At 64.0% G+C, this 22,568-nt stretch carries 25 protein-coding genes, 1 tRNA gene and 1 pseudogene; 14 read left to right on the top strand and 13 right to left on the bottom strand.

The genetic code is table 11. The features are described 5' to 3' along the window. Positions 1-2: 2 nt before the first annotated feature. From nuoF to CWO91_RS24230, 11 genes are all read right to left on the bottom strand, one after another. Entirely contained in the window at positions 3-1,328 is a 1,326-nt protein-coding gene (gene nuoF, locus CWO91_RS24280) for an NADH-quinone oxidoreductase subunit NuoF (protein WP_128933446.1), read from the bottom strand. Positions 1,329-1,343: 15 nt separating this feature from the next. Next, positions 1,344-1,550, bottom strand: a complete 207-nt coding sequence (locus CWO91_RS24275) for a hypothetical protein (RefSeq protein ID WP_130216953.1) — start codon at positions 1,548-1,550, stop codon at positions 1,344-1,346. Beyond that, a complete protein-coding gene (gene nuoE, locus CWO91_RS24270) occupies positions 1,550-2,161 on the bottom strand; it encodes an NADH-quinone oxidoreductase subunit NuoE (protein WP_091885987.1) in 612 nt (203 codons plus the stop codon). Before nuoE ends, CWO91_RS24275 begins: the two co-directional genes overlap by 1 nt. A 12-nt stretch (positions 2,162-2,173) precedes the next feature. Then, positions 2,174-3,166, bottom strand: a complete 993-nt coding sequence (locus CWO91_RS24265) for an FkbM family methyltransferase (RefSeq protein WP_165405672.1) — start codon at positions 3,164-3,166, stop codon at positions 2,174-2,176. Beyond that, on the bottom strand, positions 3,166-4,362 hold the full coding sequence (locus CWO91_RS24260) for an NADH-quinone oxidoreductase subunit D (RefSeq protein WP_130216949.1): 1,197 nt from the start codon (positions 4,360-4,362) through the stop codon (positions 3,166-3,168). The genes CWO91_RS24265 and CWO91_RS24260 overlap by 1 nt, the downstream gene beginning before the upstream one ends. Positions 4,363-4,364: 2 nt before the next feature. Then, complete coding sequence (locus CWO91_RS24255; RefSeq protein WP_130216947.1) at positions 4,365-4,976, bottom strand: NADH-quinone oxidoreductase subunit C; 612 nt, start codon at positions 4,974-4,976, stop codon at positions 4,365-4,367. Between the two features lie 11 nt (positions 4,977-4,987). Next, the gene (locus CWO91_RS24250) at positions 4,988-5,578 is read right to left on the bottom strand and encodes a NuoB/complex I 20 kDa subunit family protein (protein ID WP_164940344.1); all 591 of its coding nucleotides are present in this window, start codon (positions 5,576-5,578) and stop codon (positions 4,988-4,990) included. Further along, entirely contained in the window at positions 5,569-5,934 is a 366-nt protein-coding gene (locus CWO91_RS24245) for an NADH-quinone oxidoreductase subunit A (RefSeq protein WP_008136158.1), read from the bottom strand. The genes CWO91_RS24250 and CWO91_RS24245 overlap by 10 nt, the downstream gene beginning before the upstream one ends. Before the next feature lie 443 nt (positions 5,935-6,377). After that, a complete protein-coding gene (locus CWO91_RS24240) occupies positions 6,378-7,514 on the bottom strand; it encodes a PepSY-associated TM helix domain-containing protein (protein ID WP_130216943.1) in 1,137 nt (378 codons plus the stop codon). Positions 7,515-7,536: 22 nt separating this feature from the next. Further along, complete coding sequence (locus CWO91_RS24235; protein ID WP_130216941.1) at positions 7,537-9,792, bottom strand: TonB-dependent siderophore receptor; 2,256 nt, start codon at positions 9,790-9,792, stop codon at positions 7,537-7,539. Positions 9,793-9,968: 176 nt separating this feature from the next. Then, entirely contained in the window at positions 9,969-10,484 is a 516-nt protein-coding gene (locus CWO91_RS24230) for a MarR family winged helix-turn-helix transcriptional regulator (RefSeq protein ID WP_130216939.1), read from the bottom strand. A gap of 106 nt (positions 10,485-10,590) precedes the next feature. Here CWO91_RS24230 and CWO91_RS45255 point away from each other — a divergent pair. Further along, positions 10,591-10,759, top strand: a pseudogene (locus CWO91_RS45255) (spinster family MFS transporter); the annotation flags it as partial. Between the two features lie 142 nt (positions 10,760-10,901). Next, positions 10,902-11,105 (top strand): hypothetical protein, encoded by a 204-nt coding sequence (locus CWO91_RS24220; protein WP_128933438.1) that lies wholly within the window; start codon positions 10,902-10,904, stop codon positions 11,103-11,105. Positions 11,106-11,231: 126 nt separating this feature from the next. Here CWO91_RS24220 and CWO91_RS24215 read toward each other — a convergent pair. Beyond that, positions 11,232-11,308 (bottom strand) — tRNA-Asp (locus CWO91_RS24215). 240 nt (positions 11,309-11,548) lie between these two features. On the opposite strand from CWO91_RS24215, the gene CWO91_RS24210 reads away from it, so the two are divergent. The 10 genes from CWO91_RS24210 (at position 11,549) to CWO91_RS24170 (ending at position 20,798) form a co-directional block, all read left to right on the top strand. Further along, on the top strand, positions 11,549-11,848 hold the full coding sequence (locus CWO91_RS24210) for an HU family DNA-binding protein (protein ID WP_130216937.1): 300 nt from the start codon (positions 11,549-11,551) through the stop codon (positions 11,846-11,848). Positions 11,849-11,951: 103 nt separating this feature from the next. Continuing rightward, positions 11,952-13,202, top strand: a complete 1,251-nt coding sequence (pepT, locus tag CWO91_RS24205) for a peptidase T (RefSeq protein WP_130216935.1) — start codon at positions 11,952-11,954, stop codon at positions 13,200-13,202. Between the two features lie 66 nt (positions 13,203-13,268). Further along, positions 13,269-13,886 carry a class I SAM-dependent methyltransferase gene (locus CWO91_RS24200; RefSeq protein WP_130216933.1) on the top strand — a complete coding sequence of 206 codons (618 nt, stop codon included), beginning with the start codon at positions 13,269-13,271 and terminating at the stop codon, positions 13,884-13,886. A 166-nt stretch (positions 13,887-14,052) separates the two neighbouring features. After that, positions 14,053-14,280 carry a hypothetical protein gene (locus tag CWO91_RS24195; protein ID WP_130216931.1) on the top strand — a complete coding sequence of 76 codons (228 nt, stop codon included), beginning with the start codon at positions 14,053-14,055 and terminating at the stop codon, positions 14,278-14,280. A 141-nt stretch (positions 14,281-14,421) separates the two neighbouring features. Beyond that, complete coding sequence (locus tag CWO91_RS24190; protein WP_130216929.1) at positions 14,422-14,796, top strand: hypothetical protein; 375 nt, start codon at positions 14,422-14,424, stop codon at positions 14,794-14,796. A 129-nt stretch (positions 14,797-14,925) separates the two neighbouring features. Beyond that, complete coding sequence (locus CWO91_RS24185; RefSeq protein WP_130216927.1) at positions 14,926-15,324, top strand: FixH family protein; 399 nt, start codon at positions 14,926-14,928, stop codon at positions 15,322-15,324. After that, positions 15,321-16,763, top strand: a complete 1,443-nt coding sequence (locus CWO91_RS24180; protein WP_130216925.1) for an efflux RND transporter periplasmic adaptor subunit — start codon at positions 15,321-15,323, stop codon at positions 16,761-16,763. The genes CWO91_RS24185 and CWO91_RS24180 overlap by 4 nt, the downstream gene beginning before the upstream one ends. Further along, positions 16,760-19,945: an efflux RND transporter permease subunit gene (locus CWO91_RS24175; protein WP_130216923.1), complete on the top strand. Its 3,186-nt coding sequence runs from the start codon at positions 16,760-16,762 to the stop codon at positions 19,943-19,945. Before CWO91_RS24180 ends, CWO91_RS24175 begins: the two co-directional genes overlap by 4 nt. An 8-nt stretch (positions 19,946-19,953) precedes the next feature. Next, a complete protein-coding gene (locus CWO91_RS45060; RefSeq protein ID WP_283810993.1) occupies positions 19,954-20,082 on the top strand; it encodes a hypothetical protein in 129 nt (42 codons plus the stop codon). Positions 20,083-20,084: 2 nt separating this feature from the next. Then, on the top strand, positions 20,085-20,798 hold the full coding sequence (locus CWO91_RS24170) for a c-type cytochrome (RefSeq protein ID WP_130216921.1): 714 nt from the start codon (positions 20,085-20,087) through the stop codon (positions 20,796-20,798). Between the two features lie 43 nt (positions 20,799-20,841). On the opposite strand, the gene CWO91_RS24165 is transcribed toward CWO91_RS24170, so the two are convergent. After that, positions 20,842-21,471: a cation transporter gene (locus CWO91_RS24165; protein ID WP_130216920.1), complete on the bottom strand. Its 630-nt coding sequence runs from the start codon at positions 21,469-21,471 to the stop codon at positions 20,842-20,844. Positions 21,472-21,607: 136 nt separating this feature from the next. On the opposite strand from CWO91_RS24165, the gene CWO91_RS24160 reads away from it, so the two are divergent. Next, complete coding sequence (locus CWO91_RS24160) at positions 21,608-21,982, top strand: hypothetical protein (protein ID WP_165405671.1); 375 nt, start codon at positions 21,608-21,610, stop codon at positions 21,980-21,982. Between the two features lie 55 nt (positions 21,983-22,037). After that, on the top strand, positions 22,038-22,568 hold a 531-nt coding region (locus tag CWO91_RS24155; protein ID WP_130216918.1), incomplete at its 3' end, for a TolC family protein.

Below are 22,568 nucleotides of genomic sequence, written 5' to 3'. Positions count from 1 at the left end.
TCCTACTCCGCCGCGACCATGTTCACGGGATCGCGGACGCCGATATCGTCGATATCGGCCCTGTGCGAATACTGGTCGATGCGCGCTTCGATCTCGTGACGGAAATGGGCGATCAGGCCCTGGATTGGCCAAGCCGCCGCATCGCCGAGCGCGCAGATGGTGTGGCCCTCGACCTGTTTCGTCACTTCAAGCAGCATGTCGATCTCGCGCTTGTGCGCGCGGCCTTCGGCCATGCGGGTGAGCACGCGCCACATCCACCCCGTGCCCTCGCGGCACGGCGTGCACTGGCCGCAGCTCTCATGCTTGTAGAAATAAGAGATGCGGGCGATCGCACGGATCAGGTCGGTCGACTTGTCCATCACGATGACGGCCGCGGTGCCAAGGCCCGAGCGCAGCTTGCTCAGGCTGTCGAAATCCATCGGCGTGTCGATGATCTGCTCGGCGGGCACCATGCGCACCGAGGAGCCGCCGGGGATCACGGCCTTCAGATTGTCCCAGCCGCCGCGGATGCCGCCGCAATGCTTGTCGATCAGCTCACGGAACGGGATGCCCATGGCCTCTTCGACGTTGCAGGGCCGCTCGACATGGCCGGAGATGCAGAAGAGTTTGGTGCCGACATTGTTCGGACGGCCGATACCGGCGAACCAGGCCGCGCCACGCCGGAGAATGTCCGGCGCGACCGCAATGGACTCGACGTTGTTGACGGTGGTCGGGCAGCCGAACAGACCGACATTGGCCGGGAACGGCGGCTTCAGCCGCGGCTGACCCTTCTTGCCTTCGAGGCTTTCGAGCAGCGCGGTCTCTTCGCCGCAGATATAGGCGCCGGCGCCGTGGGCGACGTAAAGGTCGAACGGCCAGCCGTTGACGTTGTCCTTGCCGATCAGCTTGGCCTCATAGGCCTGGTCGATCGCGGCCTGGAGGCGCTCGCGCTCGCGGATGAATTCGCCGCGGACGTAGATGTAGCAGGCATGCGCGTTCATCGCGAAGCTCGCGATCAGGCAGCCCTCGACCAGGAGATGCGGATCGTGCCGCATGATCTCGCGATCCTTGCAGGTGCCGGGCTCGGATTCGTCGGCATTGACGACGAGGTAGCTCGGCCGGCCGTCGGTCGATTCCTTCGGCATGAACGACCATTTCAGGCCGGTCGGGAAGCCGGCGCCGCCGCGGCCGCGCAGGCCCGAGGCCTTCATCTCGTTGATGATCCAGTCGCGGCCCTTGTCGATGATGGCCTTGGTGCCATCCCAGGCGCCGCGGCGCCGCGCACCCTCGAGCCCCCAATCGTGAAGGCCGTAAAGGTTCTTGAAGATGCGGTCCTTGTCCTCGAGCATATCAGTGCTTTCCGATCAACGATTGGACTGCTTGTAGGCAAGTCCGGCGGCGCAGACGGCGAAGGTCAGCGCCCAGAGCAGACTGGATTCCAGCGACGCGTTCAGGATGAAACGCTGTAGCAGGAAAATGAAAATGGCCGCCACCGCAGCATGCATCGCGATGAAGCCCCACTTCTTCATGGCACCGCTCCCCTGCACTGAAGGTGACGAGAGATCACGCATCAGGTGATCTCCTTCAGCGTGGTCGGCCCGGTGATCGGCGCCGAGAACTGGCGGCCGTTCTGCGGGCCGGGCTTGGGCGGATTGCCCGAAGCAAAACCGTCGAGCACCTTGCCAAAACTCTCCTTGGTCAGGTCCTCATAGGTGTCCTTGCCGATCAGCACCATCGGCGCGTTCACGCAGGCGCCCAGGCACTCGACCTCCTCCCAGCTGAAATTACCGTCCTTGGAGAGATGGAAGGGCTCGTGATGGATGCGGTGCTCGCAGACATGGATCAGATCCTCGGCGCCGCGCAGGCGGCACGGCGTGGTGCCGCAAACCTGGACGTGGGCCTTCTTGCCGACGGGGGCGAGCTGGAACATCGTGTAGAAGGTCGCAACTTCGAGCACGCGGATATAGGGCATGTCGAGCATGTCGGCGATGACGCGGATCGCGGCTTCCGAGACCCAGCCCTCGTTCTGCTCCTGCGCGCGCCAAAGAATGGCGATGACTGCGGAGGCCTGGCGTCCGGCCGGATATTTCGCGATCTGCTGCCGCGCGAATGCGAGGTTCTCCTCCGTGAACGCAAAGCTCGCGGGCTGGACTTCCTTCGGTGCTAATCGGCGAACGGACATCTCTTCAATCTCTCACTGCATGCGGCGCGCGGACTTGGCATTCAGATTCTTGGCATTCAGGTTCTTGGCATTCAGGGCATCGATCCTGTCCTGCCAGAATGCGCTTGCGGTGCCGAAAACGTTGTAGCCGACGTGGGTCGAGACCTTGATGCGGTCGAGGATCGACAGCTCGGTCACGGTCTCCATCCGGTTGCTGCGCGGATCGAACACGATCAGCTTCAGCGGGGTCTGCTCGAGGATGTAGCGCGACACCGCATGGGAGCGGTCGCTGCCGTGCTCCTCGCACATGATGACGCTGTCGGCCTGGAGCAGCCGGGCACCGCCCTTGATCGCCTCGATCTCGACGCCCTCGACGTCGAGCTTGATCAGATACTTGCCGCTGGCGGCAACCTTGCCGTCGTCGATCAGGTTGTCGAGCGCGATGACAGGCACCTCCTCGCCGCCCACTGAGGGATCGCCGGCGATGCTGAAGGCTTCATGCTTGGTGCCGGACAAGCGCGCGGTGCCGCGGGCTGCGCCAATCGCGCATTTCATCGTCTCGAAGCGGCCCTCGTTGATGCGGGCGTTGTTGGCGAGCTTCGGATAGTTCTGGCCCGACGGCTCGATCGCGATCGCCTTGTGCGAACCGAACGGCCTGCTCGACACCAGCACCGACCAGTAGCCGTAATTGGCGCCGCAATCGAGCAGCGTGTAGTCGACGTCGACGGAGTCGGAAAACAGCAGCTCGAGCTCGTCTTCGTAGTTGTAGGAGCGGTTGAGCAGCTTGCTCCAATAGCCGTCGCCATAGGGGAACTCGAACACGGCGTCGGGATTGAGCCTGATCGCGATGTTGCGCTTCGGCAGCGTCTTCGCCAGCAAATTGGCGCAGGCGATGTAGCCCATATGCGAGAAGCGCGACGAGATCTTCGATCCCGTCACCAGCGCCAAGGCAGCCGTCCGCTCCCACAGGTTGGCCCCTTCAAGGGCCCCCGAGGCACGGTCAAACTGGATTGGCGCCTGCGCCATCACCGATCGACCTCTCCGAACACGATATCGAGCGAGCCGAGGATCGCCGAGACGTCGGCCAGCAGATGGCCGCGGCAGATGTGGTCCATCGCCTGCAGATGGGCAAAGCCCGGCGCACGGATCTTGCACTTGTAGGGCTTGTTGGTGCCGTCGGAGACGAGATAGACGCCGAACTCGCCCTTGGGCGCCTCGACCGCGGCATAGACCTCGCCGGCCGGCACGTGGACGCCTTCGGTGTAGAGCTTGAAGTGGTGGATCAGCGCTTCCATCGAGCGCTTCATCTCGCCACGGCGCGGCGGCGCGACCTTGTTGTCGGCGACGACGACGGGGCCCTTCCCCTCAGGCGCATTCAGCTTCTGGATGCACTGCTTCATGATGCGCACGGACTGGCGCATCTCTTCCATGCGGATCAGGTAGCGATCGTAGCAGTCGCCGTTCTTGCCGATCGGAATGTCGAAATCCATCTCGGCGTAGCATTCATAGGGCTGCGACTTGCGCAGGTCCCAGGCCGCGCCCGAGCCGCGCACCATCACGCCCGAGAAGCCCCACTCCCAGGCTTGCTTGAGCGGCACGACGCCGATGTCGACGTTGCGCTGCTTGAAGATGCGGTTGCCGGTGAGCAGGCGATCGAGGTCGTCGACCACTTTCAGGAACGGATCGCACCAGGCCTCGATGTCGTCGACCAGCTTCTGCGGCAGGTCCTGATGCACGCCGCCGACGCGGAAGAAGGCTGCATGCATACGGCTGCCCGAAGCGCGCTCGTAGAACACCATCAGCTTCTCGCGCTCTTCGAAACCCCACAGCGGCGGGGTCAGCGCGCCGACGTCCATCGCCTGCGTGGTGACGTTGAGCAGATGCGACAGGATGCGGCCGATCTCGCAATAGAGCACGCGGATCAGCTGGCCGCGGCGCGGCACCTCGGTGCCGAGCAGCTTTTCGGCGGCTAAGCAGAAGGCATGCTCCTGGTTCATCGGCGCGACGTAGTCGAGCCGGTCGAAATATGGGATCGCCTGCAGGTAAGTCTTCTGCTCGATCAGCTTTTCGGTGCCGCGATGAAGCAGGCCGATATGCGGATCGACGCGCTCGACGACTTCGCCGTCGAGCTCCAGCACCAGCCGCAACACGCCGTGCGCCGCCGGATGCTGCGGGCCGAAATTGATGGTGAAGTTACGGAGATTCTGCGGTTGCTCGTTCATGATCAGCTCTTCGGCCCCGCTTTTTCATCCCCCGGCAACGGATAGTCCGCCCCTTCCCACGGCGAGAGGAAATCGAACTTGCGGAACTCCTGGTTGAGCCTGACAGGCTCGTACACCACGCGCTTCTCCTGGTCGTCGTAGCGAACCTCGACGAAGCCGGTAAGCGGGAAATCCTTGCGCAGCGGATGGCCCTCGAAACCGTAATCGGTGAGGATGCGGCGCATGTCGGGATGGCCGACGAAGAACACACCGTAGAGGTCGTAGGCCTCGCGCTCGAACCAGTCGGCGCCGGGGAATTCGTCGATCAGCGACGGCACCTGCGTGGTCTCGTCGGCTTGGGCCTTGAGCCGGACCCGCGTGTTCAGCGTCGGGGACAGGAAGTGATAGATCACGTCGAAACGCTTCTCGCGATCCGGATAGTCCACCGCCGTGATGTCGGTGATGTTGACGAAGCGGCAGTTCGGATCGTCGCGCAGGTACTTGACCACCTCGACGATCTTGGCGGCCTCGACGTCTACCGTGAGCTGGTTGAAGGCCACCGAGTGACCGGTAGCGGCGCCCGGAAGCGCGCTAACGATCGTCTGCCCCAGGGCGTCGAGCTTGGCGTCGTCCATGACGTAAAACCTTAGCGTTCGATGGTGCCGGTGCGGCGGATCTTCTTCTGCAGCAGCAGCACGCCGTAGAGCAGCGCTTCCGCCGTAGGCGGGCAGCCCGGCACGTAGATGTCGATCGGCACGATGCGGTCGCAGCCGCGCACGACCGAGTAGGAATAGTGATAGTAGCCCCCGCCATTGGCGCAGGAGCCCATCGAGATGACGTAGCGCGGCTCGGGCATCTGGTCGTAGACCTTGCGCAGCGCCGGTGCCATCTTGTTGGTCAGGGTGCCCGCGACGATCATGACGTCGGACTGACGCGGCGAGGCACGCGGCGCGAAGCCGAAGCGCTCGACGTCGTAGCGCGGCATCGAGACCTGCATCATCTCGACCGCGCAGCAGGCGAGACCAAAGGTCATCCACATCAGCGAGCCGGTGCGCGCCCAGGTGATGAGATCATCGGTGGCCGCGACGAAGAAGCCCTTGTCGGACAGCTCGTGCTTGACCTCGAGGAAGAACGGATCATTCGCCCCGACCGGCTTGCCGGTCGATGGATCGAGAATGCCCTTCGCTGCCGGCGCGACGACCGGAGCCAAGGACTGAGTAGGAGGGTTCAATCCCATTCCAGTGCCCCTTTCTTCCATTCATAGGCGAACCCGACCGTCAGCACGGCGAGGAACACCACCATGGACCAGAAGCCGGTCGCGCCAAGCTTGCCGAACGCCACCGCCCACGGAAACAGGAACGCCACCTCGAGGTCGAAGATGATGAAGAGGATGGCGACCAGGTAGAAGCGGACGTCGAACTTCATGCGGGCGTCGTCGAAGGCGTTGAAACCGCACTCATACGCCGACAGTTTTTCCGGGTCCGGCTGCTGGAACGCCACGATGAAGGGCGCGATCAGCAGCACGAGGCCGATGAGGCCCGCGACCCCTATAAAGACGACGAGTGGAAGATAGTTCTGTAGAATGCCGCTCATTGACGAGCCCTTTTTCCCGCAGCCTCGGGACAGCCACGGATTCGTCCGATTTGGAATTATTCTGAGCCTTAGCGCAGTGCACCAATGGGCGCAAGACACGCTGTTTTCAGGCCCTTTGCCGCTCCCAGAACGGTGGAAATCCCGGAATCACCCCGCGCTGGTATGGAGCAGATCAGCTGCCCCAGCAAGGGCGATCCCCGATCAGTCCACGCGCGCTCGGCCGTGACGGCCATTATTGGGAAGGCGCACTTTATCTAGGCTGGGGCGCAGCAAAGTCCAGATTACAATCAGGACAGGCGCTCCCACCGTCACCCAGGCGACATATTGGCCAACCGTGCCCCAGAGCAGCGCCGCCAAAAGACCGGTGATGGTGGCGGCCGCGAGCAGGATAGGTGCAGCAAAGACACGTATCCACAGCCGCGAGCGGTCGGGCGAGCCATGCATCACGACGGGACCGGAACTCGTCTGGCGAATGCGTCGGCGCGGGCGGACGACCGCTTCCGCCGCCGCGCCAGCCAGAGATAGAGGCCGCTGCCGATCACGATGATCGTGAGCACGTCGAGCGCGGCCCAGATCACCTTGAGCGGCATGCCGCCGTAGTCGCCGAAATGCAGCGGCTGCGAGATCAAGAGCGCCTGCAGATAGAGCGGCAGTGCCCGGCTGTCGGCGACCTCCCCGCTTTCGCCGTCCAGTAGGACAGGCTTGAGCAGCCGCGCCGTCAGGGCCGTATCGCCCCGCATGAAGGCGGCGAAATGATGCGAGGATGTGAACGGCGTGCCCGGAAACGCGATGAAGGCGATCTCCATGCCGGGAGCCGCCCGCTTCGCGCGCGCGACGACATCATCGAGCGAGGCGAGATGCGCGGGCGGCGGCTTGCCGGCATAGGGTGCGACCATGCTGGCGAGCTCGGTCGCCTTCCACTGGTTCAGCATCAGCTCGGCCCAGGTGTTGACGACGCCGGTCAGCCCGACCACCAGCGCCCAGGCCACCGTCACCACGCCGATCAGGTTGTGCCAGTCGAGCCAGCGCACGCGGCGGGAGGCATGATCGCGGACGGTGGCAAAGCGCAGACGGCGGGTGAACGGCCAATACAGCACCACGCCCGAGACGATGGCGACGGCGAACAAGAACCCCATCGCACCGAGGAACAGTTTTCCGGCCTGGCCGGCGAACATGTCGGTGTGCAGCTTGAGCACGATCAGCATCGGCCCGACCCCGACAGGCCCGAGCAGCTTGGCCGAGACAGCGTCGAACGCTCGCACCGTCGCATTGTCGGGAACCCCGTCAGGGGCGCTGTTGGTGAAGGCCATCACGATCCCGGGCTCGTCCTTGTCCCAGGAGATATATTGCATCACCCGGCCGGGATCGGCGGCGAGCGCGGCCTTGGCGACGGCTTGCGGCGTCGCGCGCGCCGCGCTCGCATGAGCTTCGGGCTGGGGGGCATAGCCCAGGAGCTCATCGATCTCGTGGTGGAACACCAGCGGCAGGCCGGTCAGGCAGAGCAGCAGCAGGAACACGGTCGAGATCAGGCTGGTCCAGGTGTGGACCACGGACCAGAGCCTGACCGTGCGCGCCTTCACGATCGCCTCCCCTCGCCTGCGCCTACCACTTGTAGGACACGCTGGCGGTGACGCGCCGGCGGTCGCCGTAGAAGCAGGACGTGGCCGACGCGCAGCTCGCGACATACATCTTGTCGGTCACGTTGATCACGTTGAGCGCCGTCCGCCAGTTCTGCCATTCGTAGTGGACCGCGAGATCACCGAGCACCACCGCGGGAACTTCGAGGGTGTTGGCCTGGTCGGCCCAGGAGGAGCCGACGTAGCGCACGCCGCCGCCGAAACCAAATCCTTCCAGCGGTCCGTCCTTGAAGGTGTAGTCGGCCCAGCCCGAGACGAGGAGCTCAGGCGTGTTGGTCGGCGTCTTGCCGACCAGCGCCGGATCGAGATCCTTGCTGTTGAAGAGATGATAGGCCGTGAAGGAGCCGATCAGCTTCAGCTCCCTTGTGGCATTGGCCACCGCTTCGAGCTCGATGCCGCGCGAGGTCACCTCGCCGGTCTGGTTTTGCAACACGGGCACGCTGCCCGGCAATGTCGTCGCGACATTTTGACGGACCAGATCGAAAGCCGAGACCGTGAAATAGCCGTCGAAGCCTTTTGGCGCGACCTTCACGCCGATTTCGGCCTGCTTGCCGGTCTCCGGCAGAAACAGCTGGTTCTGGGCATTGAGGCCGATGATCGGATTATAGCTCGTCGAATAGGAGACGTAGGGCGCGATGCCATTGTCGAAATTGTAGATCAGCCCGGCGCGGCCGCTGAACCTGCTGTCGTCGCGGCTGGCGACCAGAGCGCCGGTGTCGCGCGCTTCCTGCGTCGTCTCCACCCAATCATTGCGCCCGCTCAGCACCAGCGTGAAGTTGCCGAGCTTCATCTGGTCCTGAAGATACGTGCCGGCCTGCTTCTGCGTGATCAGGAAGTTCCGGAACGGAGCGCTCGGTAATGGAACCTCGGCCGATCCATAGACGGGATTGAAGACGTTGATCGCAGGCACGCCGAACCCGAAGGCCTGATAGTCGTCGATCTGGTAGCCCCTCAGGTCGACCCCGAACAGCATCGTGTGCCTGACCGGGCCGGTGTCGAAGCGGTACTCGAGCTGGTTGTCGAGATTGGCCTGATTGGCAGTGTTCTTCGCATACCAATTGTACCGATTGAGAGTGGCCGTGCTGATGTCGCCCCAACCGTTGCCGACATAGCCGCGGTAGGTGATGTCGACATGTGCAAAGCGGGCGTTCTGACGGAACGTCAGGTCGTCGGTGAGATTGCGCTCGAACTGATAGCCGAGCATCTCCTGCTCGCGCGTGAATTTATCGACGCTGGGATCGCCGACGAAGAAGCTGGTCGGGATCTTGCCGAACGGCGCGCTGGTCACCGTGCCCTGGTAGGGCAGGAAGTTGATGCCGCGGGTATCCTGCTTCGAGGCCGAGGCCAGCACCGTGAAGGTCGTGTCGGCATCCGGCTTCCAGGTGAACGACGGCGCGATGAAGTAGTTGTTGTCGGGCGTGAAGTTGACCTGCGTCGGTCCGTTCTGGACCTGGCCGACCACGCGGTAGAACAGCTTGCCGTCCTGGGGCTGCGTCGCGACGGGACCGCCGACATCGAAGCCGACATAGGCGTTGCCGAAATTGTTGACGCCGGTCTCGATGTAGCGGATCGGCTCGGCCGGCGGCAACTTGCTGATGACGTTGACGATGCCGCTCGGGCTCGATCCGCCATACAGCACCGCCGACGGACCGCGCAGCACCTCGACGCGCTCCATGTTGGGCGTCTGGAGCTTCCAGCTCGCATAGGAGGTATAGAACAGTTGCATGCCGTCGAGGAACAGTCCGATGTCCTCGGACTTGAAGCCGCGGATCAGCCACCAGTCGTTGCGAGTATCTGTGCCAAACGTTCCGGCGCGCACGCCGGCGGTATAGCGCAGCACCTCGTCGAGCTTGTTCGCCTTCTGGTCGCGGATCTGCTCGGCACCGATCACCGATACTGACTGCGGTGTCTCCATGATCGGCGTGTTGGTCTTGGTGCCGGACGAGCTGCGGCCGGCGACGTAGCCGTTCACCGGACCGCGCGGCGTCTCGACGAAGCCGACATTGCGCTGCGGCTGCGGCTTATTCCTGTTGTCGGTCTGCACCGACGACCGCGGCGCACGGCGCTGAGGGGTCGCAGCAGTGCGGCGGCGCGCTTCCGGCGCCGTGACCGTCACCGACGGAATGTTCTGCGCGCCACTCTGCGTCGATGATTGTGCCAGCGATGCCTGCGGCATCAAGACCCAAGCGGATGCGGTCGCCAACACGGCCGACCGCAGCATTCCAAGACTGTTCAACGCGCCACCCCAAGCTGCATGTTTTGATGCGTCATGCCGCCAGTCCCCGCGGCGACATGCGCTGCGGTGACGCTTATGTGAGGGCGCGCGAATTGCCTACTTGAAAACTTCTTAGAAAGATTCTTAGAAGCGCTCCAATATTTCCAGAGATTGCCGAGACATCAGCGCGAATTCTTCTCGCTCTCGAGCATCTCGGCGGCGATCGCCGTGAGTTGATCGACCTGCCGCAGCAGTACGTGGAACTCGGCTTCGCTCAAATGTTGCAGCAGGCGCCGATTGCGTTCCTGCGCGCCATCGACGATCGCATCATGCGCGGCGAGGCCCGTCGCAGTCAGCGAGATCAGCACCTCGCGGCTGTCCTTCGGGTTTGCCGTTTTCGCGATCAGCTTGCGCGACAACAGGTTTGCCAGCGCACGGCTGATCTGTCCCTTGTCCTGGCCGACGGCCTCGGCGAGCCGCGCCACGCTCATAGGTGGCCGCCGCCCAAGCGAGGCGACGAGACCGAACTCGACCGAGTTCAGCCCCGTGAGACGCTTGTAGCGGAGGATGGCGCCGCGCTTGAGCAGGTTGGCGAGCACCATCAGCCGCGATGACAGCATCGCGGTGATCGGCGCCGCCGGCGCGCTCTCGTCCGTTTCGGACGACGTCGACCCGCCCCTGCTCTCCGTCTCGCTCATGATTCCACCTCTGCCAAGAAAGCCGGGGCGTGCCAAGCCCGGGTCACGGCGGGCGCAAGTAAGCCGCCGCGAGGACCGCTGTGAGCCGCGCGATCACCTCGGCCTCGTCCGTCCACTGGTGGTGGGCATGGTCAACGACATTCTAAAGGCGTTATGGCACGGACGCCGTACGCTACTCCCTGCTCTCGGCCGCGGTCACGACCACGCTTGGCGCCCTGCTGTTCATCTGGGCCGCCCGCTCGATCCGGGATGACATCGACCGGGCGGCCGCCTGACGCCGCTTCAGGCCACCAGCCCGGCGAAACCAAGCGGGCGGATTAATGAAACCATTTTGCGGAACCCGCGAAACCATCCGGAAACAGAGAGTGCCTAGAAGAGGAGCCCATAGACGGCGGCAAAGCCCGTCGGGAGGCTCAGATGAACCACTCAATTCACTCTGCTGATCGTGCGACCCACCTCAAGATCGTGGTGGTGGCGCTGGTCGCCGGCATTGCAGTGGCCGGCTTCGGGATCGCGGCCCGCACCCATGCCGATTACGCCCAGACCGCCCAGTCCACTCACGTGATGAAGGCCGGCAAGCCAGTGGTGGTGACCAGCGCGGGCACGTCTGAGATTCGCTGAGACGAAAGGTCCGATTTGATGCCAAACGGCCGCCCTCGGGCGGCCTTTTTGATGTCCAGCGACAGGTAAAGACAAGCCGCCAAACCATTGATTTTATGAGATCGAGGGGTGTATTCCGCCATGAAATGGCGCGAGAGACGGGGCTCGAACCCGCGACCTCCGGCGTGACAGGCCGGCGCTCTAACCAACTGAGCTACTCCCGCGTGACACGCAAATGTCTGCGGAACGAGGGGGGACTTAAAGGCCGGACTTGGTGAAGTCAAGGACGTTGCGTCGTTAGCCGCAACGCCGGCGTTTCCTACCAAGCACCGCATGCAGACGATGCTTAACGGGCCGCGCAGGCGCGTAGTCAGTCCATTCCCGAATCGTCTACGCCTCGCGGAACTTGCGGAGTTCCCAGACTATCTTCCTAGAGGACTCCGGCCAGAATCGAGGAGGCAGACATGGCGAAGAAAGCAGCCGCTCCCGCCACCATCACACTCAAGCACCTCGCCGCTGACATCGCGGAGAGCCAGGACCTGTCGAAAAAGCGCGCCGAGGCCGTCCTGACCGACATGGTCGAGTTGATCGCCAAGCACCTGAAGAAGGGCGACCGCGTCCGGATCGTCGGTCTCGGCATCCTCCAGGTCCGCAAGCGCGCCGCCCGCACCGGCCGCAATCCCGCCACCGGCGAGCCGATCCACATCAAGGCCAGCAGGAAGGTCGCGTTCCGCCCGGTCAAGGAACTGAAAGAGGCGATCTAGTCATTACGTTTCGTTAAGCCTGATCCGACCTCGTTCCGGCCGCAACGCGGCCCGCTTTTCTGGTATATCGCCTTGCTCACCTGACCCGGCGGTTTGACCAGAAATGTCCTCCCTCACCTTTTCGCATACCGTGACCGAGCGCTTCCTGCGCTACGTCACCATCGACACCCAGTCCGATCCGGATTCTCCGGCCTCGCCTTCGACCGAGAAGCAGAAGGATCTCGGCCGCGTACTCGCCGCCGAGTTGAAAGCCATGGGTGTTGAGGACGCGCATCTCGACGACTACGGCTATGTCTATGGAACGATCCCGGCCAACACACCTAAGAAGGTGCCGGTGATCTGCTTCTGCTCGCACATGGACACCTCGCCCGACGTCACCGGCAAGGACGTCAAGCCGCAGGTGGTCACGAACTATCGCGGCGGCGACATCGTGCTGCCTGGCGACACCAGCCAGGTGATCCGCTTTGCCGAGCACCCCGCGCTGAAAAGCCAGATCGGCAACGACATCATCACGACCGACGGCACCACGCTGCTGGGTGCAGACAACAAGGCCGGCGTCGCCGAGATCATGGATGCCGCGCATTTCTTCATCAACAATCCCGATGTGAAGCACGGCACCATCAAGATCCTGTTCACCCCGGATGAAGAGATCGGCCGCGGCGTCGACAACGTCGATTTGAAGAAGCTCGGCGCCGATTTCGGCTACACCATGGACGGCGAGAGCGCCGGCTGCGTCGAGGACGAAACCTTCTCGGCCGATGGGGCCACCATCACCATCAACGGCGTCAGCGCCCATCCCGGCTATGCCAAGGGCAAGATGGAGCACGCGATCAAGATCGCAGCCGCCATCGTCGAGCGCCTGCCCAGGGAAGGCTGCTCGCCAGAGACGACCTCAGGCAAGCAGGGCTTTCTGCACCCGGTCGGCATCGAGGGCGCGCTGGAACAGGCGACGCTCTCCTTCATCGTCCGCGACTTCACCGAGGAAGGGCTGAAGGAGAAGGAGGTCCTGCTCGAAAACATCGTCAAGGACGTGATGAAGGACTATCCGCGCTCGACCTACACGTTCGAGGTGCGCGAGCAGTACCGCAACATGAAGCAGGTGATCGACCGTCACCCGCACGTGCTCGAATACGCCATCGAGGCGATCCGCCGCGCCGGCCTGCGCCCGATGCGCACCGCGATCCGTGGCGGCACTGACGGCTCGCGCCTGTCCTTCATGGGACTGCCCTGCCCCAACATCTTCGCCGGCGAGCACGCGTTTCATTCGCGGCTGGAATGGGTCAGCCGGCAGGACATGGAAAAGGCGGTGCAGACCATCGTGCATCTCGCGATGATCTGGGAAGAGCGAGCGTAAGGCCACCGCGACAGGACGCGGGGCCAGCACGGCCCCGCGAGACAGATACGATGTCCGAGGAGTCGCATGAGCTTCTATCAGGACAGGATCTTGCCTTGGCTGACGCAGCTCGCCATGCGCCAGGCCCAGCTCGTGCCTTATCGTACCCGGGTCGCATCCGCCGCAACGGGGCGCGTCCTTGAGCTCGCCATTGGTCCGGGGCTCAATCTCGGATTCTACGGGCCGAGCGTGACGCAAATCATCGGCATTGATCCATCACCCAAGCTGCTGGAGGTCGCGCGCAACGCCGGTCGGCAGCATGCGAGCCGGCTCGATCTGATCGAAGGCTCCGCGGAAGCCATTCCGCTGGAGAGTTCGAGCGCGGACACCGTCGTGACGACGTGGACGATGTGCAGCATCCCCAACGTCAATCGCGCGCTCTCGGAGGCTCGACGTATCCTGAAGCCGGGCGGACAGCTTCTGTTCGTCGAGCATGGCCGCGCGCCCGAGCCCAGCGTGCAATGGTGGCAGGATCGTTTGACCCCGCCCTGGAAGGTCATCGCGGGCGGCTGCCATCTCAACCGCGCCATCGCAGACCTGATCCGCACCAACGGCTTCGCCGTCCAAGATCTCAATGTCGGCTATATGCGGGGACCAAAGCCGATGACGTTCATGTATGAAGGTCGAGCCCTCCCGCGTTCGTAATGACCGCAGTTGCCGCGCCCGCGATGCCGAAGGCCGGCATCGTCGGCGGGAACAAACATTCGCGATGCCTTCCGTTTTTGCGGGCGCGTCACATGTCCTATGTTAACGACGTCCATTACGCGATGCATCAAAGATGCGGTCGGGGCGGAAAACTCGGGAGAGCCGCGTGGACCGCAGAACCGCTTGCCTGAAGCAGGCAGACGCATTTCGGGAAAAGGCCATCGCCGATCCAGCGCACCATGACGAATGGATCGACGAGGCCATCAAGTGGCTGGAGCGGGCAATGGAGGCGAGCCGCCGCGTCGCGGTCACGATCGAAGCCAAAGATGATTGGCTCCTTCAAGATGCGGCAGCTGAAGCGTTGTTGTCGCAACGCCCCGAGCGCAGTGCCTGATCGCACGCTCCTCCAAAAATTCAGAATTTGCTTAACGCGAATTATATTGCCCCACGCGCAAGATGCCGCCGCGTCCGCCTCTGGCCAAATCGTGATGTCGGGCCGGTTTACAGATTCCGCCGTGCCATGCGACAATGAGGCATGCACCTGAATAGGTTCGCCAAGGCTGTCGTGATGCTGCTCGTGGCGGTCGGGCTCCTGCTCGCACCGCTGGCGACGCCGGCATCTGCTATGGCGGTATCGGGTGCAGGAAGCAGCATGACGGCGATGTCAGACGACACGCAAGGCATGTCCGAAGACATGCCCTGCTGCCCGGATCAGACCAAGAGCAAGACCTGCGATTCCTGTCTGCTCGTCGCGCTGTGCATGCTGAGCCTCTCGCTCTCCGCTCCTTCCGGAGCGAGCACGGAGATCGAGCGGCAGCCGCAGAAGAGCGCGCTCGCGCCGGGCAATGACCGCCTGCGCGACGGCCTCGCCGCAAAACCTCCCGACCATCCTCCTCGAACCCGGGCCTGATCGGCGCTGACGCGCCTGATGATCGTGCGCGCCGACGGCGTGCGCGCCATTGCCTGCCGCTTGGCTGCATGTCGGCTTGCCGCGAGCAGCTCCAGCGGCTCCATCAGACCCATCGAGGAACTATAAATTATGACGACCACCAAGCTCGCGCGCGCCGCCATCGCCGCGCTGATCGGCGCTGCGCTCACGGGGAGCGTTCACGCCGAAATCAAGAACTACGAATTCCATCTGGTTCAACCGACCATCAAGACCGGGGCCGATCGCATCGTGACCGTGCGGCTGGTCGACAAGACCAGCGGCAAGGCGATACCCGATGCGGTGATCTTCGCCAGCCGGCTCGACATGGCGCCTGACGGCATGCAGGAGATGGTCACCAAGGTCACGCCGATGCCGGGCACCGAACCCGGGACCTATCGCTTCAAGGCCAATTTCAGCATGGCCGGACGCTGGCAACTCTCGCTCGGCGCCAAGGTACAGGGCGAGACCGGCACGGTCGAAAACAAGCTCGTCGTCACGGCCGAGAAATGACCCGCCTCGCCGTTACAGGCACTGCCGCTGCGATTTTCGCGGCGGCAGGTGTCGCACTGATTGGCGGCCGCGCCGTGCAGCCTCAGTCAGATTCAAGCTCGCTGACCTTCGCCGCGCATGCGGCTGACGCGGGCGCACCGATCTATTTCCGGGATCCGGACGGCAAACCGTTCTATTCGCTCACCCCGAAGAAGACCGCCGACGGCCGCGACTATCGCGCCGTGCGGGCGAACGAGGACATCAGCTTCGAGGAAGCTGACGAAGCGCCCGCCGTCATGGCAACCGACGCCAAGGGCGATCGCAAGATTAAGTATTACCGCAACCCGATGGGCCTGCCGGACACCTCGCCGGTGCCGAAGAAGGACTCGATGGGGATGGATTACATCCCCGTCTACGAAGGCGAGGACAGCGACGACGGGTCGGTGAAACTGTCGCCCGGCAAGATTCAGCGCAGCGGCGTCAAATCCGAACCGGCCGAGCTGCGCCGGATCAGAACGCTGGTGCGCGCGCCCGGCACGATCCAGCTCGATGAACGCCGGGTCTCGGTGGTCGCGATGCGCGCCGACAGTTTTGTGCAGAAGGTCGCCGACGTCACCACCGGCAGCCGCGTGACCAAGGGCCAGCCGCTGATGGAGATCTACAGCCCCGCCGTCTCGTCGGCGGCCGCCGAATATCTCGCGACGATCACCTCGAAGACGACGGCGGGTATCGAGCCCTATGGCCGCGGCTCCCGGCAGCGCCTGATCAATCTCGACGTTCCCGAATCCGTGATCGCCGAAATGGAGAAGAGCCACGCCCTGCCGATCACGGTTCAGTGGTCATCGCCGCGCGACGGCATGGTGCTCCAGCGCAACGCCATCGAGGGCATGCGCGCCCAGCCCGGCGACGTGTTGTTCCGCATCGCCGACATCTCGCGGGTCTGGGCCACGGTCGATGTGGCCGAGCGCGATCTCGGCAATGTCGCTGTCGGCCAGCCCGTGATGGTGCGGGCCCGCAGCTATCCCGGCCGCGACTTCAAGGGCCTGATCAGCGTGATCTATCCGCAGGTGAACAAGGAAACGCGCACGGCGCGGGTGCGAATTGAGCTGGCGAATGCCGACCTCGCCTTGCTTCCCGACATGTATGTCGACGCCGAGATCGACACTGGCACGCCGGCGGCGGTGCTCAGCGTCGCCGAGAGCGCGCTGCTGGACACCGGCAGCCGGCAGGCCGTGCTGGTCGACAAGGGCCAGGGGCGTTTCGAGCCGCGCGAGGTCAAGCCCGGACGGCGCGGCGACGGCTATGTCGAAATCCGCGACGGCCTTGCCGAGGGCGACGCCGTCGTCACCTCCGCCAACTTCCTGATCGACGCCGAGAGCAATCTGAAGGCCGCGCTGAAAGGTTTTGCCGAGACCGGCACGGTGCAAGCCGGCGACAAGGCGATGGGAGCCAAGCCATGATCGCGCGCCTCATCGCATGGTCGGCACGCAACCTGCTGCTGGTGCTGTTCGGCACCGGCTTTGCAGCCGCCGCGGGCCTCTACGCCCTCGTCCATCTGCCGCTCGACGCCATTCCTGATCTCTCCGACACCCAGGTCATCGTCTACACCGAATATCAGGGACAGGCGCCGCAGGTGATCGAGGACCAGGTCACCTATCCCCTCACCACGGCGATGTTGACGGTGCCGAAATCGAAGGTGGTGCGCGGGTTCTCGTTCTTCGGCGTCTCCTTCGTCTACGTCATCTTCGAGGACGGCACCGACATCTACTGGGCGCGCTCGCGCGTGCTCGAATTCCTCAACGGCGCGGCATCACGGCTGCCGGCCGGCGTGGCGCCGACGATCGGCCCGGACGCCACCGGCGTCGGCTGGGTCTACCAATACGCCGTCATGTCGAAGGAGCTGAACCTCGCGGAGACCAGGACGATCCAGGACTGGAACCTGAAATTCGCACTGGCCAAGGCCGAAGGCGTCGCGGAGGTCGCCGGCGTCGGCGGCTTCGTCAAGCAATACAATGTCATCCTCGATCCGCAGCGCATGCGCGACCTCGGCATCACCATGCAGAAGATGCGCGAGGCGATCCGCGCCAGCAATGCCGATGTCGGCGGCCGCACCGTCGAGCTGTCGGAGTTCGAGTATGTCATCCGCGGCAAGGGTTATCTCAGGAGCATCGCGGATCTCGGCAACATCGTGCTGAAGACCAACGACGGCACTCCGGTCAAGCTACGCGACGTCGCCCGCATCGAGCTCGGTCCCGACGAGCGGCGCGGCATCGCCGAGCTCAATGGCGAGGGCGAGGTCGCGAGCGGCATCGTGCTCCAACGTTTTGGCATGAACGCGCTCGACGTGATCGAGAACGTCAAGAAGCGCTTCAGGGAGATCGCGACAAGCCTGCCGAAATCGGTCGAGATCGTTCCGGTCTATGACCGCTCGAACCTGATCTACGCGGCGATCGATACGCTGAGGCATACGCTGGTCGAGGAGAGCATCGTCGTCGCCCTCGTCTGCATCGTGTTCCTGTTGCACGTCCGCAGCGCGCTGGTCGCGATCCTGATGCTTCCCGTGGGCGTTCTGATGGCCTTTGGCGCCATGAAGCTGCTCGGGATCGGCTCCAACATCATGAGTCTGGGCGGCATTGCGATCGCAATCGGCGCCATGATCGACGCCGCCATCGTCATGATCGAGAACGCCCACAAGCATCTCGAACGCGCCGAGCCCGGCCGCTCGCGGGTCGCGATCCTGATCGAGGCCGCCGCGGAAGTCGGCCCCGCCCTGTTCTTCAGCCTCCTCATCATCACCGTGTCGTTCATGCCGATCTTCACGCTGGAGTCTCAGGAAGGCCGGCTGTTCAGTCCGCTCGCCTTCACCAAGACCTTTGCGATGGCGGCGGCGGCACTGCTGTCGGTGACATTGGTCCCGGCGCTGATGGTAATCTTCGTCCGCGGCAAGATCGTTCCGGAACACAAGAATCCGATCAACCGCTTCATGATCTGGATCTACCGCCCGGTGATCTCTGGCGTGCTGCGCGCCAAGATCCCGGTGATCCTCCTCGCGCTCGGCGTGCTCGCCATCTCGGTGTGGCCGGCCGGGCGACTCGGCACCGAGTTCATGCCGAGCCTCAACGAAGGCACCCTGCTCTACATGCCGACGACGCTGCCCGGCATTTCCGTGACCAAGGCCGCCGAGCTGATGCAGATCCAGGACCGCATCATCCACTCCTACCCGGAGGTTGCCTCGGTCTACGGCAAGGCCGGCCGCGCGGCGACGGCAACCGACCCTGCACCATCGGAGATGTTCGAGACCATCATCAATCTGAAGCCAAAGACCGAGTGGCGCGCGGGCGTAACCGTCGACAGCCTGGTCGCCGAGATGGACAAGGCATTGCAGTTTCCTGGCGTCTCCAACGCCTGGACCATGCCGATCAAGGCTCGTATCGACATGCTCTCGACCGGCATCCGAACGCCCGTCGGCGTCAAGGTCATCGGCACCGATCTCGCCGGAATCGACAAGCTCGCAAAGCAGGTCGAGCAGGTGCTCAAGGCGGTCCCCGGCACCTCCTCGGCCTATGCCGAGCGCGGCCTCGGTGGTTACTACCTCGAGATCACGCCGAACCGCGAGGCGCTGTCGCGCTACGGCATCATGGTACAGGACGTGCAGGACACGATCGCGACCGCACTCGGCGGCCAGACCGTGACGACGACGGTAGAGGGACGTCAGCGCTTCACCGTCAATATGCGCTACCCGCGCGACCTGCGCGACAATCCGAAGGCGATCAGCAGCGACATCCTGGTGCCGATGCCATCAGGCGGCGCCGTCCCTCTCGGTGAGGTCGCAAGCGTGACGCCGGCACGCGGGCCGACCTCGATCCGAACCGAAAACGGCCAGCTCGCCACCTACATCTATGTCGACATTCGCGACCGCGACCTCGGCGGCTACGTCGCCGATGCGCAGCACGCCGTGCAGGCAAGCATCGAATTCCCGCCCGGCTATTATCTGGTCTGGAGCGGGCAGTACGAATATCTCGAACGCGCCACCGCGCGGCTCAAGATCGTGGTGCCGGTGACGCTGCTGATCATCTTCCTCCTGCTCTATCTCAACTTCCGCTCGGTCACCGAGACCTTGATCGTTATGCTCTCGCTGCCCTTCGCCCTGGTCGGCGGCCTCTGGCTGATGTGGTGGCTCGGCTTCAACCTGTCGGTCGCGGTCGCCGTCGGATTCATCGCGCTCGCGGGCGTGGCAGCCGAAACCGGCGTGGTGATGCTGATCTATCTCAACCAGGCGCTCGCCGAGACCAGAGCGCGCTGCGCGCTCGCGGGCCGCCCGCTGACCCGCGAGGATCTCTACGCTGCCATCATGGAGGGTGCCGTCGAGCGCGTCCGCCCGAAGATGATGACGGTGGTCGCGATCATGGCCGGCCTGCTGCCGATCATGTGGAGCACCGGCACCGGCTCGGAGATCATGCAGCGCATCGCCGTGCCCATGATTGGCGGCATGATCTCCTCGACGCTGCTGACGCTGATCGTGATCCCGGCGATCTTCGGCCTGGTGAAGGGCTTCCATTTGCCTTCTGCGGGCAAACCACAACCTCCGGGAAAATCGAAAGCGATCGTCGCAAAATTGCGAATCCAGGAGCCAGCCGAATGAGGTGAGCCATGATGCAGGACATGATGTCGGGAATGATGGGCGGCATGGGGCTGATCGGGGTTCTGGTCGTCGTCGTGCTCGCGCTGGGGGCGGCAGCGCTGGTCAAGTATCTCTTCTTCTCAAATCGGGGAGACTGAACATGGATCGCCTTCTCTTCGTGGCATTCGCGGCCATCCTCGTCTCCTCGCCGGCCGGCGCGCAGCAGGACAGCGTGGCTCGGGGCGAACGCGATTTTCGCGTCTGTGCGGCATGTCACTCGCTCGAGCCCGACCGCAACATGACGGGGCCAAGTCTTGCAAATCTCTGGGGGAGGAAGGCCGCAAGCTTGCCGAGTTTCGACCGCTACTCCGACGCGCTGAAAGCTTCGGGAATCATCTGGGACGACCGTTCGCTGGATGCCTGGTTGACCGATCCTGCGCGCATGGTGCCGCACAACGAGATGCCGTTCGAGGGGATCGATGACTCACGCGTTCGCGCGGATCTGTTGGCATTCCTTAAGGAGGCCACCAGGCCGGGGGCCGCGCCGGAGCGAACGGCCGAAAACCGCATGAATGGGGGCGGCATGATGGGAGGGATGATGGGCAGCGGCCGCGCCCCCAATCTGAAGAAGCTGGATCCCGCTCAGCGCGTCACCGGCATGACCCACTGTCGGGACACCTACCGGGTGACAACGGCCGACGGCAAGACGCGCCCCTTCTGGGAGCGCAATCTGCGTCTGAAAACGGATTCCAGCCAAGACGGACCGCAGAGCGGCGCGCCCGCTATCGTGTCGGCCGGCATGATGGGTGACCGGGCGGACGTGATTTTCGCCGCGCCGAACGAAATCTCCAAAGCGATAGAAGATCACTGCTGAGTTCGTGGCTGGTCTCTATCTGGCCGTCAACCAAGGTTTTGTTCTAGGCCGGAGCAACCTTCAGCTCCATTCGGGAGTGCCGTACCACGACAACCGCTCCCTGAAGCGCGAGGCCGGCCATGATTGCGGCCACGATGATATCGGGCCAGCCCGTACCGGTCCCGAACACGCCGAGGGCGGCCAACAGCACGGCGATGTTTCCGAGCACGTCATTGCGGGTGCATATCCAGGCGGAGCGCATATTGGCGTCGCCCTTGCGATGGGCCCACAACAATCCGAACGAAGCAGCGTTCGCGGCAAGCGCCGCGACACCAACCGTCCCCATGGTGAAAGCGTTCGGCAGCGTGCCATGGGCTGCGTGCCAGACCACCGTGCCGACGACCCAAAGGCCAAAGGCGCCCATCGTCAGCCCCTTCGCCAGGGCCGCGGCCGCACGATGGCGCAGCGCCATGCCGACCACCAGAAGGCTGATGGCGTAGTTCGCGGCGTCTCCAAGAAAATCGAGCGCGTCAGCCTGGAGCGACGCCGATCCCGCAGCAAGGCCCGCGCCGATCTCGGCCAGGAATATGACGGCATTGATGGCGAGCACCGCCCAAAGCACACGACGATACGCCTTGTTGTCGCGATGGCAATCGAGATCGAGCGGCGGCGGTGAGCAGCATGCATCAGCCATGCTCACAAAATAGAGCGGTTGCACGCGCCGGACAATCGCGGTGGGCCGGCGCCCGCGACATCAAGTTCCCAACACGTAACATTGTTGCGGGTCGACACTGTTCCCGTCGCCGTGCTAGGCCAGCCTGACTGACAGGATGAGTGAATTCGTGGTCTTGAACCGCCGGCCTTTCAAACTCAGGCACACGCGCAATTGGCGTGGGCTCATGGCTGTGTTTGTTGCGGTCATGTACCTGCTGTCGGGCGCGCTGCATGGTACGCATGATATCGACGTGACCAGCCCGTCCGGCGGCTCGGAAATCGCTTCGATCCTCGAGGGCTCCACAGGCCACGGCGACCACAAGGCGATCGGCGGCCATCATTGCCATGGCTGCTTCTCGGTGACGGTGGCGCAGCCGGCGCTATCCGCCGCATCGGTCGCGCATATGTCTGCATCGCGCCTGCAACGTGGGCCCCGGCTCGCTGGAATTATTCCCGCTACCGACTCCCCGCCTCCCAAACACATTGCCTGAACGGATTGGTCGGGCGCTCCGCGCCCATTAGGTTCATCCTTCACAGGTCGGTTTCATGTTTTGCAGGGGAATGGCCGCGCGCCTCGCGTGCGCGGCGGCGTGTCTACTTGCCGGATTGGCGCTTGCACCGTCTCACGCCCAGACTTTGACGATGCGGAGCGCGCTGTCGCGCGCGCTGGCCGCGAGTCCGCGCCTGACGGCAGCGGAGCGCGACGTCGGCATCGCCACGGGCCAGCGCATCCAGGCGGGCGCGCTGCTCAATCCGGAACTGACCTATGAACAAGACGATTCATTCGGCTCCGGCAAATATCGCGGCATGCGGTCGGCCGAGACCACGCTTCAGATCAGCCAGGCCTTCGAGCTGTTCGGCAAACGGGAGGCGCGGATTGCCGCGGGCGCGGCCGGCATCGAGGTCACCGCGATCCAGCGCAAGGCCGTCAGGCTGGAGGTGCTGTCGGAGACCGCGATCGCCTTCCTCAGCGTGCTCGGCGCGCAGCGGCGCATCCAGATCCTCGACGAGCAGATCGCCGCGATCGACCGCCTGACGCCGCTGCTCCGCCGCCGCGTCGAGGCCGGCGCCTCCTCG

Origin of the sequence: Bradyrhizobium genosp. SA-3 (assembly GCF_004212635.1) — a bacterium.
GTDB lineage: Bacteria > Pseudomonadota > Alphaproteobacteria > Rhizobiales > Xanthobacteraceae > Bradyrhizobium.
This window is presented reverse-complemented; position numbering and strand designations above follow the sequence as displayed.